We start from the raw sequence: 17,412 nt of genomic DNA on the forward strand, positions 1-17,412 counted from the left end.
CCGGCTGCCGGGCCGGAACACAGCGCTTTGCAACGGCGCCCGGTCATGCGCCGGTGCGCTTGCCCTTCCTGGGCGCGTGGCGACCGCCCACAAGGCAGAGATGAAACAGAATCCGTCCCTAGATCGCCTCGCGTTCATGCTGGCGATGCTATCCGCCATCGGTCCGTTTGCGATCGATGCCTACCTGCCCGCATTCCCGCAGATTGCTGCAGGGTTGGGGGCGACCCAGCTCGAGGTGCAGCAGACGCTCACCGTGTATATGGCTGCGTTGGCCTTGATGGTGCTCTGGCACGGTGCGCTTGCGGACCGCTTCGGCCGGCGCACCGTGCTGCTGGTCCTGACCCTGGTGTTCTCCGCGGCTTCGCTGATCTGTGCGCTGGCGCCGAGCATCGAGTGGCTGTGGCTGGGCCGGGCGCTGCAGGGCGTCAGCGGTGGCGCAGGCGTGGTCGTGGGCCGGGCCGTGGTGCGCGACCTGCACGAGGGGCCGCAGGCGCAGCGCCTGATGTCGCGGGTGATGCTCATCTTTGCGCTGGCGCCTGCGCTGGCGCCGATGGTGGGTGCCGGTCTGCTCGCTCTCGCGGGGTGGCGCTCGATCTTCGTGTTCCTGGCGGTCCTGGGTGCCCTGCTGAGCTGGATGGTGTGGCGCTTCCTGCCTGAGACGCTGGATGCAGGGGCGCGTCAGCCCCTGCATCCCATGCATCTGCTGCGAGGTTATGCCGCGATCTTCGCGCATCCTGCCTTCATGTTGCTGGCGGCGGGGATTGCGCTGAACTTCAACGGTTTCTTCGTGTATGTGCTGTCCGCGCCGGTGTTCATCATCGAGCATCTCGGGCTCGGTAGCGGCGGCTTCATCTGGCTGTTCGGCCCTGCGGTGGCCGGGATGATGATCGGCTCGCTGCTCTCCGAGCGTGTCGCAGGCCGGTGGTCACAGGTCCGGACCGTGGCGACCGGCTTCGGGCTGATGTTCGTCGCGGTTGCGCTTAACCTGGCAGTTTCCGCGATGCTGCCCGCGGGCGTGCCGCAATCGGTGCTGCCGATCGGCCTGTTCGCCTGCGGCATGTCGATCGCCATGCCGGCGATGAGCCTGCTGGCCCTGGACCTGTTCCCGGCTCGCCGTGGCATGGCTTCGAGCTGCCAGAGCTTCATGCAGATCGGCCTGAACGCAGTGACGGCGGGGATGACCGCGCCCTTGCTATGGTCGAGCACCCTGAGTCTTGCCGGTGGAATGGCCGTGTTCGCCGCCTGCGGACTGCTCACCTGGGTCGTCTGGAGACGCCTGCCGGCGGCCCTGCGCTGATCGTGGCGGACCTGCTCAGCACTGCTCCCAGGGCAGGCCGTCGTGGCGCCAGCCATTGACCGAGTTGCGATGGTGCTGGGTGTCGAGTTCGCCCTCGAAGCCATACAGGACGTTGTAAACGATGGAGAAGCCGGACTCGAGCAGCGCCTTGCCAGCGACCTCCGAGCGGTTTCCGGAACGGCAGATCAGCACCAGCGGCCGGTGTCCGCCATTGCCCGCGAGCTTCTTCACTTCGCCGATGAAGTTCGGGTTCACCTCCCAGTCCGGGCCATCGTTCCACGATACGTGGATGGCACCGACCGGATGGCCCACGAACAGGTATTCGATCTCGCTACGGACATCGATCAGCAGGGCGTCGGGATTCGACTGGAGCAGTTCGAACGCCTCGGTCGGGGTGATGTGCTTCATGCGCTGTCTCCTTCTTGTTTGGCGCGGAATTATATTCGGATTAGCCGATGCCTTCCGCTCCCTGCCCTTGCCGCCGTGTAGTGGTTGGCCCTGATGTCTGTGCGCCAGCGATTCGACTAATCTTGCGCGACATTTTTCCAATCAACATCCCGCTGTCCAGTTCGCCGCCGGGGCCGGACGGTGCGATGCGGCGCCGGCGCATGCCGGCCATGTCCGGTGCAAGGAAACCCGACGCTATGCTTGAAGTGGATGGGCTGGTCAAAGCCTTCGGCGGCTTTCGTGCGGTCGACGGCTGTTCCCTGAGGGTCAGGAAAGGCGAGATTCTCGGCCTGATCGGCCCGAATGGTGCTGGCAAGACGACGCTGTTCAACCTGGTCGCCGGCGCCTTGCAGCCGAGCGGCGGCGCGATCCGCTTCCTCGGTGAGGACATCACCGCCTTGTCGACCGATGCGCGCTTTCACAAGGGGCTGGTGCGCACCTTTCAGATCCCGCACGAATTTCACAACCTCACCGCGCGGGAGAACCTCATGATGGTGCCGCCGCAGCAGCCAGGCGAGAACCTGTTCGCGAACTGGTTTTCGGCTGGCAAGGTGCGTGCGGCGGAAGAGGCGGTGCGCAGGAAGGCTGACGAGACCCTCGCCTTTCTGGAGCTGGAGCACGTCGCCGACGAGCGTGCCGGCAATCTTTCGGGGGGGCAGAAGAAGCTGCTCGAGCTTGGTCGAACCATGATGACCGATGCAAAGCTGGTGTTGCTCGACGAGCCCGCAGCCGGCGTCAACCGTACGCTGCTGCGCAAGCTCGAGGAAAAGATCCTCATCCTCAACCGCGAGCGCGGCTATACCTTCATCCTGATCGAGCACGACATGGAGATGATCGAGAAGTTGTGCCATCCGGTGGTGTGCATGGCCGAGGGCAAGGTGCTGATCGAGGGCGACTTCCTGCGTGTGCGCTCGGACGCCCGGGTGCTCGAGGCCTACCTTGGCGAAACGCCGACCGCGATCGAGCGCGAGGCCGCCGAGCACGATCCCCAGGTCGAGGCGCTGCGTGAGCAGGAACTGCACAGGGAGGATCTGTGATGGCGCTGCTCGACATGAAGGAAGTGCGTGGCGGCTACGGCGACGCCGACATCCTGCACGGGGTGTCGATGACAGTGGGCGCGCGCGAGATCGTGGTGATCGTCGGCCCTAACGGCGCCGGCAAATCCACCGCGATGAAGTCCGTGTTCGGGCTGCTCGCCATCCGTGGCGGCAGCATCGTGTTCGACGGCGAGGACATCACCGGCTGGGCGCCCGACCGCATCGTGCAGCGCGGCATCTGCTACGTACCGCAGGTGGACAACGTGTTCCGCGAGATGACGGTGCACGAGAACTTCGAGATGGGCGCCTTCCTGCGCCGTGGCGATCTCTCTGCGGCCTACGACCGCGTGTATGGGCTTTTCCCCGACCTGAAGGCCAAGCGACGCAATCTCGCCGGCGATCTCTCCGGAGGCCAGCGCCAGATGGTGGCGATGGGCCGCGCGCTGATGCTCGATCCCAAACTCCTCCTCCTCGACGAGCCGACCGCAGGCCTGTCGCCCAAATACATGGAACAGATCTTCCAGATCACCCGCGACGTGCGCGACGCCGGTGTTTCCATCCTGCTCGTCGAGCAGCACGCCAAGCAGGCGCTCGCCTTCTGCGACCGCGGCTATGTGCTCGCCACTGGCGCCAATCGCCACGAGGGCACGGGCCAGGCCCTGCTCGCCGATCGCGAGGTGGCCGAAATGTTCCTCGGCGGCTAAGGGAGCCCGGCACACATGAGTTTCATGGATTTCCTCAACTTCCATCTCGTGCCCGGTGTCGTGCTCGGCTCGATCTACGCGGTGGGTGCGATCGGCATCACGCTGGTGTTCGGCATCCTGCGCTTCGCCCACTTCGCCCATGGCGACATGGCCACGCTCGGTGCCTTCGTCGCGCTTGCGCTCGTCACCGCCGGGATGACGCCGTGGTCCGCGCTGCCGATCGCGATGGCGGTCGTCGCGGTGGTCGCGATCGTGATCGACAAGCTGTTCTACGACTACCTCAAGGCGCGGCCCAAGATCATGACCGTGATGGCCTCGCTCGGTGTCGCGCTGATGCTGCGCGCGGTGGTGCAGGTCGTCTTCGGCGTCGATCCGCGCACCTACGCCAGCGGCATCGTTCGTCCGGACGACTACTTCGGCATCCTGTTGCGCGACCGCGAGCTGTACACGCTCGCCGCGGTGGTGCTGATCGTCGTGGGGCTCACGCTGTTCCTGCGTCATTCGCGCTGGGGCAAGGCGATGCGCGCGATGTCGGACAACCCCGATCTGGCAAGGCTTTCGGGCGTCGATAACCGCAAGGTCACGATGCTGACCTGGGCGATCGTCGGCGCCTTGTGTGCGGCCTCGGGCTTCATGCTGGGGATCAACAACGAACTGCAGTCGATGATGGGCTGGCAGGTGCTGCTGCCGATGTTTGCTGCCGCCATCCTCGGCGGGGTCGGACGGGTCGAGGGTGCGGTGCTCGGCGGCCTGATCGTGGGTGTCGCCGAGGAGATGTCGATCTTCATTCTGCCGGCGCAGTACAAGGCGGCCACTGCCTTTGCCCTGCTGCTGCTGATCCTGCTCGTCCGCCCGCGTGGCCTGCTCAACGGGAAGGTACTCTGATGGATCTGCTCGGACTCGCCAACTACGCGGTCTTCATGGCCATCCTGATCGGCATCTATGCGCTGCTCGCGCTCGGGCTGAACATCCAGTGGGGCTTCACCGGCCTTTTCAACGCCGGCATCGCAGGCTTCTTCGCGATCGGTGCCTACACCTCGGCCATCCTCACCAGCCTGCCTGCGAGCGGACGACTGGGCGGCTACGAGCTGCCGCTGCTGGTCGGCTGGGCGGCGTCCATGGCGGCCGCGGCAGCGATCGCGTGGCCGATCGGCAAGGTCTGCCTGCGCTTCCGCTCCGACTACCTCGCCATCGCCACCATCGGCATCGCGGAGATCATCCGCCTGGTGATCCGCACCGAAGGCTGGCTCACCGGCGGCGTGCGTGGCGTGACCGGCATCCCGCGCCCTTTCGGCGACCTCGACTACATGCCGTCGCAGGTCGCCTACCTCGCGATCGTGGCCACCCTGGTGCTGATTGCCTACCTGCTCGTGGAGCGTCAGGTTAAGGCGCCGTGGGGACGCATGATGCGTGCGATCCGCGACAACGAACTCGCCGCCGCGGCGATGGGCAAGCAGGTCGAGGCGCGCCGGCTGCAGGCCTTCGTATTCGGCTCCGCGCTGATGGGGTTGGCGGGTGCACTGTTCGTGCACTTCAACCGCTCGGTCACGCCCGAGGCGATCGATCCGATGATTGCGACCTTCCTGATCTGGATCATGCTGATCCTCGGTGGCTCGGGCAACAACCGCGGCGCGATCCTCGGCGCAGCGGTGATCTGGATCATCTGGTCGGTGTCCGAACTGCTCACCGATCGTCTGCCCACCGAGATCGCGGTGCAGGCCAAGTACGCGCGCGTGTTCATCATCGGCCTTACGCTGCAGCTGGTGCTGCGCTTCCGCCCGGAGGGCATCCTGCCCGAGCGCCGGGTGGGTTCGCCGCCGCATCGCTGAGGGCTCGTAGCGCGGACACGGGAGAATCCGGCAAGGGCCCGCAGGGCCCGACTCAACCATCAGGTGCTTCGGCACATTCAGGAGGTGACAAGGTGAAGAAGAAGACAATCGCAGGTGTGGTGGGTGCGGTGCTGGGCGCCGCGGTCGTTGCGGCTCCGGCCCATGCGCAGGACGTCAAGATCGGCCTGATGGCGGCGATCTCCGGGCCGATCGCGGCGCTTGCGCCGCCGATGGCAGCCGCTTCGAAGCTGGCGGTGGCGCATGTCAACGAACAGGGCGGCATCCTCAAGGGCGGCAAGCTCGAAGCCGTGCTCGGCGACAGTGCCTGCAACCCGCAGAACGCGACCGATGCAGCCACCAAGGCGGTCAACATCGACCGTGTGGTCGCCATCGTCGGCCCGGCCTGCTCCGGTGCGGTGCTCGCTACGGCCAACTCGGTCGCCATCCCGGCCGGCGTGCTGATGATCACGCCCTCGGGGACCTCTCCCGAGATCACCAAGCTCGCTGACAAGGATCTCGTCTATCGCACCCTCCCGTCCGACGACTACCAGGGCCGGGCGCTGGCGCGCACGCTCAAGGCGCGCGGCATCGACAAGGTCGCGGTCGCCTACCTGAACAACGACTACGGCAAGGGCCTGGCCGAGTCCTTCAAGGCGGAGTACGAAGCCAATGGCGGCACCATCGCCGGCTACTCGGGGCATGAGGAGGGTAAGGCCTCGTACCGTTCCGAGCTGGCCGCGCTCTCCCGCGGCGGCGCCGATACGCTGATCATCTTCGACTACGGTGACGGCACCGGCCTGACGATCCTGCGCCAGGCGCTGGAGAACAACTTCTTCAAGACCTTCGTCGGCGCCGACGGCATGAAGTCCGAAGGCCTGGTGAAGGCGATCGGTGCGCAGAACCTCGAGGGTTACTTCGTCTCCGCCCCGGTGGGTGAGGCCTCGGCATCGCTGGACAATTTCAATGCCGCGTTCAAGGCGGCTGGCGAGAACACCGATGCGGTGTTCGCCACCACCTCATACGACGCAGCCTTCCTTGTCGCACTGGCGATCGAGAAGGCGGGCGGGGACAAGGCGAAGCTGTCGGAGTCGCTGCGCGCAGTGGCGAGTGCGCCGGGTGAGCCGATCATGGCGGGGGAGTGGGCCAAGGCCAAGCAGCTGATCGCTGAAGGCAAGGACATCGACTACAAGGGTGCCGGGGGCGACCACGAGTTCGATGCAGCCGGTGACGTGCCGGGCAGCTATGCCTTCTTCAAGGTCAGCGGCAGCGGCTACGAGGCGATCGGCGACATGCAGTGATGGAGAGTGTGCGTGGCCGGCCGCGTGCCGGCCTGCCGCTGTAACTCGAAGGGCCGGACAGGACGCTTCCTGTCCGGTCCTTCTTGCTTTGATGATGCGCCGCCGCCGCGTGCCTCGGCGCATTGCAAACGCTCACGCTTCGGGCATTGCAAATCCGGCGGCCATGGCGGATCCTCGGGGCATGCCGCGCGCGCCGCGGATCGGCCCTGTCGCCGCAGTCCGGTGGTTGTATTGCGCGCTCATGGTGCGGTGCTCGGGAGGGACGGACATGAAACGCTTCATTGCCTGGCTTTGTGGCCTGCTGTCGGCGATCGGCATCACCGCCTGCGACTACATCAACATGCGCGAACTGCAGCCCGGGGTGTCGACCGCTGCCGAGGTGCGCGAACGCTTTGGTCCGCCGCACATGGAGTGGCGCAACGAGGATGGATCCCTGACCTGGGAGTTCAGCCGTCAGCCCGAGGGGATCGAATGCTTCATGATCACCATCGGCTCGGACCAGATCCTGCGCAGCATCGACCAGGTACTGAACGAGCAGACCTTTGCCAGGGTCGAAAAGGGCATGGATCCCGATCAGGTCCGGCGACTGCTCGGCAAACCTGCGTCCAGCCAGTTCTTCGCCGTCAAGCAGGAAACCGTTTGGGACTGGAAGTACTCGCACGGATTCGCCGGCACCAACGAGCCCGAATATTTCACCGTGTCGTTCAACGTCGATGGCCGCGTGACGGGGACCGGGCGATACACCCTTCACCGCGGCCGTTGATACGGAGGCGGTCATGACGTATCCGATTTCGCATCGCTGGCGGCTTTTGGCGGCTGCGCTACTGGTGCTCGCAGCCTTGCAGCTTCAGGGTTGTGCCAGCTTCGAGCCGCCACGGCCCTTCGCCACCGAAGCCGAGGCCCTGGCTGCGCGGGGGGAGCCGACCCGGCGCTGGAGCAACGATGACGGCACCACGACGCTGGAGTATTCCACCCAGCCGAATGGCCGCAGTTGCCTGATGGTACACGTCGATCAGGGCGGCATCGTATTGCGCCAGTGGGATGCGCTGGCGCCGGATAACCTGGCGCGTGTGGAGCGTGGAATGGACAAGGAGCAAGTCTCCCGCCTGCTCGGCGCCCACCGTTCGGAGCAGCGCTTCAGAAACTCGGGCGAAGAGGTCTGGGACTGGAATGTGCGCAATGACGGCCCGGGCATCGCAACCTTGTTCAACGTTCACTTCATCGATGACAAGGTGGTCCGTACCAGCCAGACCTACGTCTATCCGCGCGAGGGCCCGGGATGGGGCGCTTGGGGAGCCTATCCTCCCTACCCCTGGGGCTGGGGGCCGGGTTTCTGGGGCTATCCGCGCCCCTTCTATCCGCACCCCTTCGCGCACCCCTGGTTCTGGTAGGGCCACCCCGCTTTCCCCGTGTCCGGATTGCGTTCGGAGCGGAGGCGGCAGCGCGGGGACTGTGGCGCGTCAGCCCGGTGCGTCCAGCAGCCGTTGCTGGAAAGCCTCGGCAGGCTCCGGGCGGCCGAAGAAGTAGCCCTGGAATCGGTCGCACCCGGCGTCGGCAAGGAACGCGAACTGCGCGGGCTGCTCGACGCCTTCGGCGATCACGATCAGATCCAGGGTCCGGCCGAGCGCGATGACGGTACGTGCGATCGCCGCATCGTTGGGGTCCGTCATGACGTCGCGCACGAAGGACTGATCGATCTTCAGATTCGTCAGCGGCAGGCGTTTGAGGTAGGTCAGGGAAGAATAGCCCGTTCCAAAGTCGTCGAGCGCGAAGCCGACCCCGAGCGCCTTCAGCGCCTCCATGCGCGTGATCGCCGATTCCACGTCTTCGAGCAGCAGGCTCTCGGTCAGCTCGAGCTTGAGGCGTCCGCGCGGGATGTTTGCGTGGCGTACGACGCTGGACACCATGTCGGCGAAGCCCTCGTGGCGGAACTGGCGGGCGCTGACGTTGACGGCGATCTCGATCGGCGGCAGACGTGGATCGCTCGCCCATGCGGCCAGTTGCGCGCATGCGGTTTCCAGCACCCAGGCGCCGAGCGCGATGATGAGGCCGCTTTCTTCCGCGATGGGGATGAACTCGGCAGGCGAGATGGGGCCGCGCTGGGGATGCGTCCAGCGTAGCAGCGCCTCGGCGCCGACGATCCGGCCGGAAGCGTCGACCTGGGGCTGGTAGTGCAGCGCGAGACTCCTGCCCGGCAGTGCCGCCCGTAGCTCGGTTTCGAGCTGGGTACGTTCGGAGAGCGCCTGCTCCATCTCGGGGCCGAAGAAATGCATGCAATTCCGGCCAGTCGCCTTGCTCCGATACATGGCCATGTCGGCATGCTTGAGCAGTGCATCGGCGCTGTCGGGGGCGCTACCGAACAGGGTCACGCCGATGCTGGCGGAGATCCGCGTCTCGAAATGGCCCGAGCGGTACGCATGCTCCACGGCGAGCAGGATCTTGTGCCCGATGGCCTCGGCTTGCGCCCGTGCTTCCTCGGGGTCCGTGCCCAGGTCCTCGAGCACCACGACGAACTCATCCCCGCCCAGACGTGCCACGGTGTCGCACTTGCGTGTGCTGCGGGCGAGGCGCTCCGCGATCTCGCGCAGCAGTTCGTCGCCGTGGTCGTGGCCCAGGGTGTCGTTCAGGGTCTTGAAGTTGTCGAGGTCGAGCAGCAATAGTGCGCAGTGCGTGCCCCGACGTTGGCTGCTCGAGATGGCGTGATTCACCCGGTCCATCATCAGGCGCCGGTTGGGCAGATGGGTCAGCGGGTCGTAGTAGGCGAGCGCGTGGATGCGATGCTCCGCTGTGCGCAGCTCCTCAACCTGGGCTTGCAGACGGATCGACTGCTGGTCGAGTGAAGCCTGGTTGTTGGCGAGCCGGGCACGCATGTCGCCAAGGACGCGATCGAGTTGTGCGATCTCTTCGATGTGCGTGGATAGCGGGGGTGTCGGCGAAAAGTCCAGTTTGCCGATACGCTTGCCGGTGGCGGCGAGTGCTTCGAGCGGTGCGGCGATGCGGCGCGAAACGCGCTGCGCCACGGCCGCAGCAAGGATCATCAGCACGGTGAGGGCGAGTGCCGTGCCGAGCAGCACGCGTGACCAGGGCGCAGCGAACTCGGCGGCGGGCGCCAGGGTGAGCACCCACAGGCGCTGTTCTCCAAGACGATGCTCGTGCATGGCGGCGAGCCATGACTCGCCGCCACTGTCGATGCGCCGCTCCGAGTACGCGGTGCGTCCGGCTTGCCGCCACGCGACCAGCGCCTTGTTCACGCTGTCTAGACCGAGTGCACTCGCCGGCAGGAGCAGGCTGCCGAGCCATTCGTCCGAGGAAACGTCCTCGGGGCGCCGGGGCAGGCCGAGCACCCGCTCGTCGCTGGTGAGGATCAGGGCCAGCCCGCTCTGTCCGACGCGCGCCTGCTGCGTGGAGATCGACAGGTCGCGCAGCATGATGTCCAGGCCGAGGACCGCCTGCGTCCCGTCGCCAAGCTGGAAGCGCCGCGAGGTGGTCACCCCCGGGTCTCCCGTGGTGAAGAAAGTGTAGGGGGTTGTCCAGTGCGCCGCGCCGTCCGCGTTCGATTTCGCGCCGATGTACCAGGGGCGGGTGCGGGCATCGTAGTCGAAGCGCTCCAGCGCCTCGCTGCGCTCGCCTTCCGGCGTCTCTTCGATGATCAGGTGCATGTCGCCCCAGTTCGCCCGATTCGTGACCCGGCTGCGCCAGCTGCCATCCGGCAGGCGGATCAGCACCCAGCCCCTGCCGTCTTCGGTGCCGAGCACGACCGAGCTGAGGTTCGGAACATGGGTCAGCAACGCCTTGAAGCGACGCTCGATCTTGAGCGGGTCGTCGAGTTCGGGCGGCAGATCCGCGATCCAGCTCGTCGACGGTGCGAGCAGGGCGGCAGGGAGCGCAACCGTCTGCTGCAGGGCATTGCGCACGCCATCGGCCACCCGGGTGAATTCCTTGGAGGCGAGGGTGTCGTGCAGGGGCTGCAGGCCGAAGATCGCGAACCCGAGCGCAAGCGCTACCACCGCGCTGCCGACGAGCATCATCAGGCGGGTGAAGAGGACGCTGCGAAGTGTGGTGCGTTGCTGCATCTCGAGGATGGGTGTTCCGGGTGCGGTCGTGGCGCTCTATGCTGCCAGTTGAGCGTAGTGTGGTGTGTGACATTCGTCATTGCGGACGGCAGAACGAACAGTGCGGATCCGCGCTGACAGCGTGCCCGTGCGGTGGTGACGCTCGTCCGGACGAGGCCTGGGGCGTCTCCGTGTGGCGAGATTTCCTCGCCATTCTGCCTTGGCAGCGTTTTGCGCAGGGACTAGAATCCAAAGCTTGCCGAGGAGCGCTGCGACCCACCGAACCTGTGCGGGCCAGGCTCGGCAACCGATCAACGGCGCTCACAAACCTTCAGCCGGTTTGTGGCGCCGTTCGCTTTTGTGCGTGGCGTTGCCCGGCGACCGTCGAACGACCGAGGACCCAGCCATGCAATCCGATCGCAGTACCGAACTTCGCCAGCTTCTCGCCGACCGCATCCTGATCCTCGACGGCGCGATGGGCACCATGATCCAGCAGGAGAAGCTGGGCGAGGCGGACTACCGCGGCGATCGCTTCCTCGACCACCCGAAAGACCTCAAGGGCAACAACGACCTGCTGGTGCTCACGCGCCCGGACGTGATCGTCGGCATCCACCGCGCCTATCTCGAGGCCGGCGCGGACATCATCGAGACCAACACCTTCAACGCCACCCGCGTGTCGCAGGCGGAGTACGGGCTCGAGGCGCTGGCCTACGAACTCAACGTCGAGGGCGCGCGCCTGGTGCGCGAGCTGTGCGACGAGTACACCGCGAAGAACCCCGCCAAGCCGCGCTACTGTGCCGGCGTGCTCGGGCCGACCTCGCGCACGCTGTCGATCTCGCCGGATGTGAACGATCCCGGCTTCCGCAACATCAGCTTCGATGCGCTGGCCGACGACTACTACGACTCGGCCAAGGCCCTGCTCGAAGGCGGCGCCGACATCCTGCTGATCGAGACGGTGTTCGACACGCTCAACGCCAAGGCCGCGGTGTTCGCGATCGAGAAGCTGTTCGACGAGATTGAGAAAAGCGGCGGCCAGCGCGTGCCGGTGATGATCTCTGGGACCATCACCGATGCCTCCGGCCGAACGCTGTCGGGCCAGACCGCGGAGGCGTTCTGGAATTCACTCAGCCACGCGCAGCCGATCAGCTTCGGCCTCAACTGCGCGCTCGGCGCCGACCAGCTGCGCCAGTACGTCGAGGAACTGTCCAACGCCTGCGACACCCACGTGTCCGCCCACCCCAACGCCGGCCTGCCCAACCCGCTGTCGCCTACCGGCTACGACGAGACGCCCGAGCATCTCGCCGGCCAGATCCGCGAGTGGGCGCAGAGTGGCTTGGTGAACATCGTCGGCGGCTGCTGCGGCACCACGCCGGCGCACATCGCGGCGATCGCCGAAGCCGTTGCGGGCCTCGCGCCGCGCGTCGTGCCCACCATCGAGAAGAAGCTGCGCCTGTCGGGCCTCGAGCCCTTCAACGTCGGCGGCGACGCGCTGTTCGTCAATGTGGGCGAGCGCACCAACGTCACTGGTTCCAAGGCCTTCGCGCGCATGATCCTCGAGGGCCGCTTCGACGACGCGCTCGCGGTGGCGCGCCAGCAGGTCGAGAACGGCGCCCAGGTCATCGACATCAACATGGACGAGGCGATGCTCGATTCGGTCGCCGCCATGGAGCGGTTCTGCAAGCTCATCGCTACCGAGCCCGACATCTCGCGCGTGCCGATCATGCTCGACTCGTCGAAGTGGTCGGTGATCGAGACCGGCCTCAAGTGCATCCAGGGCAAGGGCGTGGTCAACTCGATCTCGATGAAGGAAGGCGAGGCCGAGTTCCTGCGCCAGGCCCGCCTCGCGCGCCGCTACGGCGCGGCGGTGATCGTGATGGCCTTCGACGAGCAGGGCCAGGCCGATACCTTCCGCCGCAAGACCGAGATCTGCGAGCGCGCCTACAAGCTGCTCACCAAGCCGGTGGCCGAAGGCGGCGCCGGCTTCCCGGCCGAAGATATCATCTTCGACCCCAACATCTTCGCCATCGCCACCGGCATCGAGGAGCACGACAACTACGCGGTCGATTTCATCAACGCCGTGGCGTGGATCAAGGAGAACCTGGCTTACGCCAAGACCTCGGGCGGGGTGTCGAACGTGTCCTTCAGCTTCCGCGGCAACGATCCGGTGCGCGAGGCGATCCACACCGTGTTCCTGTACCACGCGATCAAGGCTGGCCTGTCGATGGGCATCGTCAATGCCGGCCAGCTCGGCGTGTATGACGAGCTCGCGCCCGAACTGCGCGAGAAGGTCGAGGACGTGGTGATGAACCGCAGGCCCGGCGCGGGCGAGGCCCTGGTTGAGTTCGCGCAGACGGTGAAGGGTCAGGCGAAGGAGTCCGCCCAGGACTTGGCCTGGCGCGAGTGGCCGGTCGAGGAGCGTTTGAGCCACGCGCTGGTCAAGGGCATCACCGAGTTCGTCGTCGCCGATACCGAGGAGGTACGTGCCAGGCTCGAGGCCGAGGGCAAGCCGCCGCTCGCGGTCATCGAAGGCCCGCTGATGGCGGGCATGAGCGTCGTCGGCGACCTCTTCGGCGCGGGCAAGATGTTCCTGCCGCAGGTGGTGAAGTCGGCGCGGGTGATGAAGCAGGCGGTCGCCCACCTCATCCCCTACATCGAGGCCGAGAAGCTGCGCACCGGCGCCAGCAGCAAGGGCCGCATCATCATGGCCACGGTCAAGGGCGACGTGCACGACATCGGCAAGAACATCGTCGGCGTGGTGCTCGGCTGCAACGGCTATGAGGTGATCGACCTCGGCGTGATGGTGCCGGCAGCGAAGATCCTGGAGGCGGCGAAGGAACACGGCGCGCAGGCGATCGGTCTGTCGGGCCTGATCACGCCTTCGCTGGAGGAAATGGCCCACGTTGCCGCAGAGATGAAGCGCCAGGGCTTCGAGGTGCCGCTGCTGATCGGCGGTGCCACCACCAGCCGCAACCACACCGCGATCAAGATCGCCCCGCACTACGACCAGCCTGTCGTGTACGTGCCCGACGCCTCACGCGCGGTGGGCGTGGTCACCGCACTGCTGTCGGAGGGCCAGAGCGAAGCCTTCAAGGCCGAGGTCGCCGCCGACTACGAGAAGATCCGCGTCCTGCACGCCGGCAAGAAGGGCATGCAGCTGGTCGGCCTTGAGGCAGCGCGTGCCAACGCTTTCCGCACTGACTGGACTGCCGAGCGTGTGGCGGCGTGCAGCACTGCCCACCAGGCCGGGTTCACGCCCTACCAGCCGCCGCGCCCCAACATGCTCGGCGTGCAGGCGATCGATGTCGAGCTGGGCGAGCTGGTGAGCTACATCGATTGGGGCCCCTTCTTCCAGACCTGGGACCTCGCCGGCCGCTTCCCCGCCATCCTCGACGACGCAGTGGTGGGCGAGACGGCGCGCAACGTGTTCGCGGACGGCAAGGCCATGCTGGACAAGATCGTCGCCGAGAACTGGCTGCAGGCCAAGGCGGTGTTCGGTCTGTTCCCGGCCAACGCGGTCGGCGACGACATCGAGATCTACACCGGCGAGGACCGCAAGCACCTTGCCATGGTGTGGCACGGCCTGCGTCAGCAGCACGAACGCCCGGCGGGCAAACCGCACTGGTGCCTGACGGACTTCGTCGCACCCAAGGAGTCGGGCGTGCCGGACTGGATCGGCGCCTTCGCGGTGACTGCTGGCCTGGGCATCGAGGCCAAGCTCGCCGAGTTCGAGGCCGCGCACGACGACTACCACGCGATCATGCTCAAGAGCCTGGCCGACCGCCTCGCCGAGGCCTGCGCCGAATGGCTGCATGAGCGCGTGCGCCGCGAGTGCTGGGGCTACGCCGCCGACGAGGCGCTCGACAACGAGGCGCTGATCGCCGAGCGCTACCGCGGCATCCGCCCGGCGCCGGGCTACCCGGCCTGCCCGGATCACACGGTCAAGGGGGCGTTGTTCGAGCTCCTCGATGCGCGGCACAATGCGGGCATGGATCTGACCGAGAGCTATGCGATGACGCCGGCTGCGGCGGTGAGCGGTTTCTACCTCGCGCACCCCGAAAGCCAGTACTTCGCCATCCCGAAGATCGGCCGCGACCAGCTCGAGGACTGGGCCCGTCGCACCGGCATGGAGGTGGGTGAAGCGGCGCGCTGGCTCGCTCCGCTGCTGTGACCGGAGCGACCCGGGGCACGCCGTCGAGGACGGTGGTCGCCGCCCGGGTCGCGATCCTGTGGACGCTGTTTCAGCTGTGGGTGGCGTCGCCGCTGCCGGTGGCGCTCGGCGTCGGCCAGTTCGCCGTGGGGCAGGCGCGCTCGATCCATCTGGCCTTCGCGCTGCTGCTGTGCTTCCTGCTCGTGCCCGCGACGTGGCGCGGGCACGAGCGGGTGGTGCGACTGGTCGACCCGATGCTCGGCGTGCTCGCCGCTTTCTGTGCGGGCTATACCTTCATTTTCTACGCCCAGCTCTCCACGCGGCCAGGTGATCCGTGGGCGATCGACGTCGCCATTTCGCTCGCCGGGCTGCTGCTGCTGTTCGAGGCCGCGCGCCGCCTGCTCGGCTGGCCGCTGGTGATCTTCCTGCTCGTGCTGCTCGCCTATGTCCTGCTCGGGCCGCTCGCGCCTGACCTGATCGCGCACAAGGGCGCCTCGCTTGCGCACATGATGGACCGGCTGTGGCTGGGAACGGACGCGGTGTTCGGTGTTGCGCTCGGCATCTCGGCGGAGTTCATCTTCCTCTTCGTGCTGTTCGGCGCGCTGCTCGAGAGCGGGGGCGGCGGGGCGTATTTCGTGCGCAGTGCGCTTGCGCTCGTCGGCCACATGCGCGGCGGGCCGGCGAAGGCGGCGGTCGGCGTGTCTGCGGCGACGGGGCTGTTCTCCGGGGCGTCGGTGATCAACGTGGTGTCGACCGGTCCGCTCACCATCCCGCTCATCAAGCGCATCGGCTATGCCCCCGACAAGGCCGCGGCGATCGAGGTGGCGTCCTCGGTCAATGGCCAGGTGATGCCGCCGGTGATGGGCGCAGCGGCTTTCCTGATGGTGGAGTACGTGGGCATCCCCTACACCGATGTGCTGCGCCACGCCCTGATCTCGGCGCTGGTCGCCTATGTCGGGCTGCTGATCATCGTGCACTTCGAGGCGGTGAAGGCGGGCATCGAGGGCCTGCCCCGCGAGCCGGTGCGCTGGCAGGCGTCGCTGCGCCGCCTTCTGCGCGGCCTGGTAGGCATGACGGCGGTGCTGGCGCTGCTCGCGGCGCTGGTGCCGTTGGCCAGGGTGTGGGTGCCGGCGGTGGGGCCGCTGGTGGTGGGGGGCTTGCTGGTGCTGGCCTATCTGCTGCTGCTGCGCTTCGGTGCGGCGAGCGCACTGGAGGACCCCGGCGCGGGGCTGGTCTCGGGGCTGCGCACGCGGCCGGGCGAAGTACTGCGGGCCGGCCTGTACTTCCTGCTCCCGGTCGGGCTGCTGGTGTGGAACCTGATGGTTGAGCACGACGCGCCCGCATTCGCGGTGTTCTGGGCACTCGTGTTCCTCGCCTTCATCGTGCTCACGCAGCGTCCGCTGCTGGTCTGGCTGCGCGGCCAGCCCCGCGCGGCGCTGCGGCCGGCGTGGCGGCAGGGCGTCGAGGACCTGGCGAACGGCGTGTATGCGGGTGCGCGCGGCATGCTGGTGGTGGCGGTGGCGACTGCCGCGGCCGGGGTGGTGGTCGGGGTCGGGTCGCTGACCGGCATCGGGCTGGTGATGACCGAGGTCGTCGGCGTGCTCGCGGGCGGCTCCATGCTGGCGATGCTCGCGCTGGTGGCGCTGGTCTGCCTGATCCTGGGCATGGGTCTTCCGACCACCGCGAACTACATCGTCGTGTCCGCGCTGATGGCGCCGGTGATCGTGACCCTGGGCGCAGAATACGGCCACCCGGTGCCGCTCATCGCCGCGCATCTGTTCGTGTTCTATTTCGGCCTGCTTGCCGACGTGCTGCCGCCGGGCGGGCTTGCCTCGCATGCCGCGGCGAGCATCGCGGGCGCCAATCCGCTGCAGACCGGCGTGCGCGCGTTTCGCTACTCGATGCGCATGGCGGTGCTGCCCTTCATGTTCGTGTTCAACCCGCAGTTGCTGCTGATCGGCGTCGATCATCCGCTGCATGCGGTGCTGACCGTCGCGGCCGCCACCGCGGGGGGCTTCGTGTTCATCTGCTTCAACCAGGCCTGGCTGCTGATGAAGACCACGCTTCCGGAGCGCCTGACCCTGCTCGTGGCCTCGTTCATGCTGTTCAACCCGGCGATGTTCGTGAATCCGTTCTGGCCTCCCCACCAGCGCGTCGACGGCGAGGCAATGACGGCCGCGATCGAGGCGGCGCCAGCGGGCGAGCAATTGCGACTCGTCTTCGTGCGTGTGCGTGAGGCGACGCCCGGGGAGCGGGTGGTGATGCTGCCCATCGCGGCGGGTGCGCGCTGGTCATTGCGCTTCGAGGCGATCGGCATGCGGCTGGTCACCGAGGCCTCGGGTGCGCGCGTGGCGGAGGTGAGCTTCGGCAGCACTGCGGAGCGAATCGGGGTGCTGGCTGGCGATCGCCTGGTTGCGCTCGAACGCGACCGGCATGGGCCTTCGGCGCAGTGGCTGTACCTGTCCGCGCTCGCCCTCGTGGCCTGGGTGTGGCGGCGACAGCGCGTGCGCCGGTGGGCTGCGTGAGCGCACCGCAGGGCCTGTCGGGGCCTGGCAGCAAGGTTGGCGCGGGCGGTGACCGCGCCGGGACAGCGTGCGGTAC

Annotated in this window: 12 protein-coding genes and 1 riboswitch; of the genes, 10 read left to right on the forward strand and 2 right to left on the reverse strand. The window is 67.1% G+C overall.

Annotation, left to right across the window (positions count from 1 at the left end; genetic code table 11):
• Positions 1-100 precede the first annotated feature (100 nt).
• Positions 101-1,297 carry a multidrug effflux MFS transporter gene (locus tag ACUH78_RS06845; RefSeq protein ID WP_418363898.1) on the forward strand — a complete coding sequence of 399 codons (1,197 nt, stop codon included), beginning with the start codon at positions 101-103 and terminating at the stop codon, positions 1,295-1,297.
• Positions 1,298-1,312: 15 nt separating this feature from the next.
• On the opposite strand, the gene ACUH78_RS06850 is transcribed toward ACUH78_RS06845, so the two are convergent.
• Entirely contained in the window at positions 1,313-1,705 is a 393-nt protein-coding gene (locus ACUH78_RS06850; RefSeq protein ID WP_418363897.1) for a rhodanese-like domain-containing protein, read from the reverse strand.
• Between the two features lie 236 nt (positions 1,706-1,941).
• Here ACUH78_RS06850 and ACUH78_RS06855 point away from each other — a divergent pair, with 236 nt between their 5' ends.
• From ACUH78_RS06855 to ACUH78_RS06885, 7 genes are all read left to right on the forward strand, one after another.
• Entirely contained in the window at positions 1,942-2,781 is an 840-nt protein-coding gene (locus tag ACUH78_RS06855; protein WP_418363896.1) for an ABC transporter ATP-binding protein, read from the forward strand.
• Positions 2,781-3,485 (forward strand): ABC transporter ATP-binding protein, encoded by a 705-nt coding sequence (locus ACUH78_RS06860; protein ID WP_418363895.1) that lies wholly within the window; start codon positions 2,781-2,783, stop codon positions 3,483-3,485. The genes ACUH78_RS06855 and ACUH78_RS06860 overlap by 1 nt, the downstream gene beginning before the upstream one ends.
• 15 nt (positions 3,486-3,500) lie before the next feature.
• Entirely contained in the window at positions 3,501-4,370 is an 870-nt protein-coding gene (locus ACUH78_RS06865) for a branched-chain amino acid ABC transporter permease (protein ID WP_418363894.1), read from the forward strand.
• Complete coding sequence (locus ACUH78_RS06870; protein WP_418363893.1) at positions 4,370-5,314, forward strand: branched-chain amino acid ABC transporter permease; 945 nt, start codon at positions 4,370-4,372, stop codon at positions 5,312-5,314. Before ACUH78_RS06865 ends, ACUH78_RS06870 begins: the two co-directional genes overlap by 1 nt.
• Positions 5,315-5,406: 92 nt before the next feature.
• Complete coding sequence (locus ACUH78_RS06875) at positions 5,407-6,612, forward strand: ABC transporter substrate-binding protein (RefSeq protein ID WP_418363892.1); 1,206 nt, start codon at positions 5,407-5,409, stop codon at positions 6,610-6,612.
• Positions 6,613-6,880: 268 nt separating this feature from the next.
• Positions 6,881-7,375, forward strand: a complete 495-nt coding sequence (bamE, locus tag ACUH78_RS06880) for an outer membrane protein assembly factor BamE domain-containing protein (protein ID WP_418363891.1) — start codon at positions 6,881-6,883, stop codon at positions 7,373-7,375.
• A 13-nt stretch (positions 7,376-7,388) separates the two neighbouring features.
• Positions 7,389-8,003 (forward strand): hypothetical protein, encoded by a 615-nt coding sequence (locus ACUH78_RS06885; protein WP_445333098.1) that lies wholly within the window; start codon positions 7,389-7,391, stop codon positions 8,001-8,003.
• A gap of 69 nt (positions 8,004-8,072) precedes the next feature.
• Here the strand turns inward: ACUH78_RS06885 and ACUH78_RS06890 are convergent, their stop codons facing one another.
• A complete protein-coding gene (locus ACUH78_RS06890) occupies positions 8,073-10,685 on the reverse strand; it encodes a bifunctional diguanylate cyclase/phosphodiesterase (protein WP_445333097.1) in 2,613 nt (870 codons plus the stop codon).
• A 234-nt stretch (positions 10,686-10,919) separates the two neighbouring features.
• Positions 10,920-10,994, forward strand: a riboswitch (S-adenosyl-L-homocysteine riboswitch).
• A 76-nt stretch (positions 10,995-11,070) separates the two neighbouring features.
• On the opposite strand from ACUH78_RS06890, the gene metH reads away from it, so the two are divergent.
• Positions 11,071-14,832, forward strand: a complete 3,762-nt coding sequence (gene metH / locus ACUH78_RS06895) for a methionine synthase (protein ID WP_445333096.1) — start codon at positions 11,071-11,073, stop codon at positions 14,830-14,832.
• Positions 14,829-17,336 (forward strand): TRAP transporter fused permease subunit, encoded by a 2,508-nt coding sequence (locus ACUH78_RS06900; protein ID WP_445333095.1) that lies wholly within the window; start codon positions 14,829-14,831, stop codon positions 17,334-17,336. Before metH ends, ACUH78_RS06900 begins: the two co-directional genes overlap by 4 nt.
• Positions 17,337-17,412: the final 76 nt, after the last annotated feature.

The sequence above is a fragment of the Thauera sp. ZXT1-4 genome, assembly GCF_052598215.2.

Coding starts and splice junctions, on each gene's coding strand:
- ACUH78_RS06845 (WP_418363898.1), top strand. CDS start 101: ATGAAACAGAATCCGTCCCTAGATCGCCTCGCGTTCATGCTGGCGATG.
- ACUH78_RS06850 (WP_418363897.1), bottom strand. CDS start 1,705: ATGAAGCACATCACCCCGACCGAGGCGTTCGAACTGCTCCAGTCGAAT.
- ACUH78_RS06855 (WP_418363896.1), top strand. CDS start 1,942: ATGCTTGAAGTGGATGGGCTGGTCAAAGCCTTCGGCGGCTTTCGTGCG.
- ACUH78_RS06860 (WP_418363895.1), top strand. CDS start 2,781: ATGGCGCTGCTCGACATGAAGGAAGTGCGTGGCGGCTACGGCGACGCC.
- ACUH78_RS06865 (WP_418363894.1), top strand. CDS start 3,501: ATGAGTTTCATGGATTTCCTCAACTTCCATCTCGTGCCCGGTGTCGTG.
- ACUH78_RS06870 (WP_418363893.1), top strand. CDS start 4,370: ATGGATCTGCTCGGACTCGCCAACTACGCGGTCTTCATGGCCATCCTG.
- bamE (WP_418363891.1), top strand. CDS start 6,881: ATGAAACGCTTCATTGCCTGGCTTTGTGGCCTGCTGTCGGCGATCGGC.
- ACUH78_RS06885 (WP_445333098.1), top strand. CDS start 7,389: ATGACGTATCCGATTTCGCATCGCTGGCGGCTTTTGGCGGCTGCGCTA.
- ACUH78_RS06890 (WP_445333097.1), bottom strand. CDS start 10,685: ATGCAGCAACGCACCACACTTCGCAGCGTCCTCTTCACCCGCCTGATG.
- metH (WP_445333096.1), top strand. CDS start 11,071: ATGCAATCCGATCGCAGTACCGAACTTCGCCAGCTTCTCGCCGACCGC.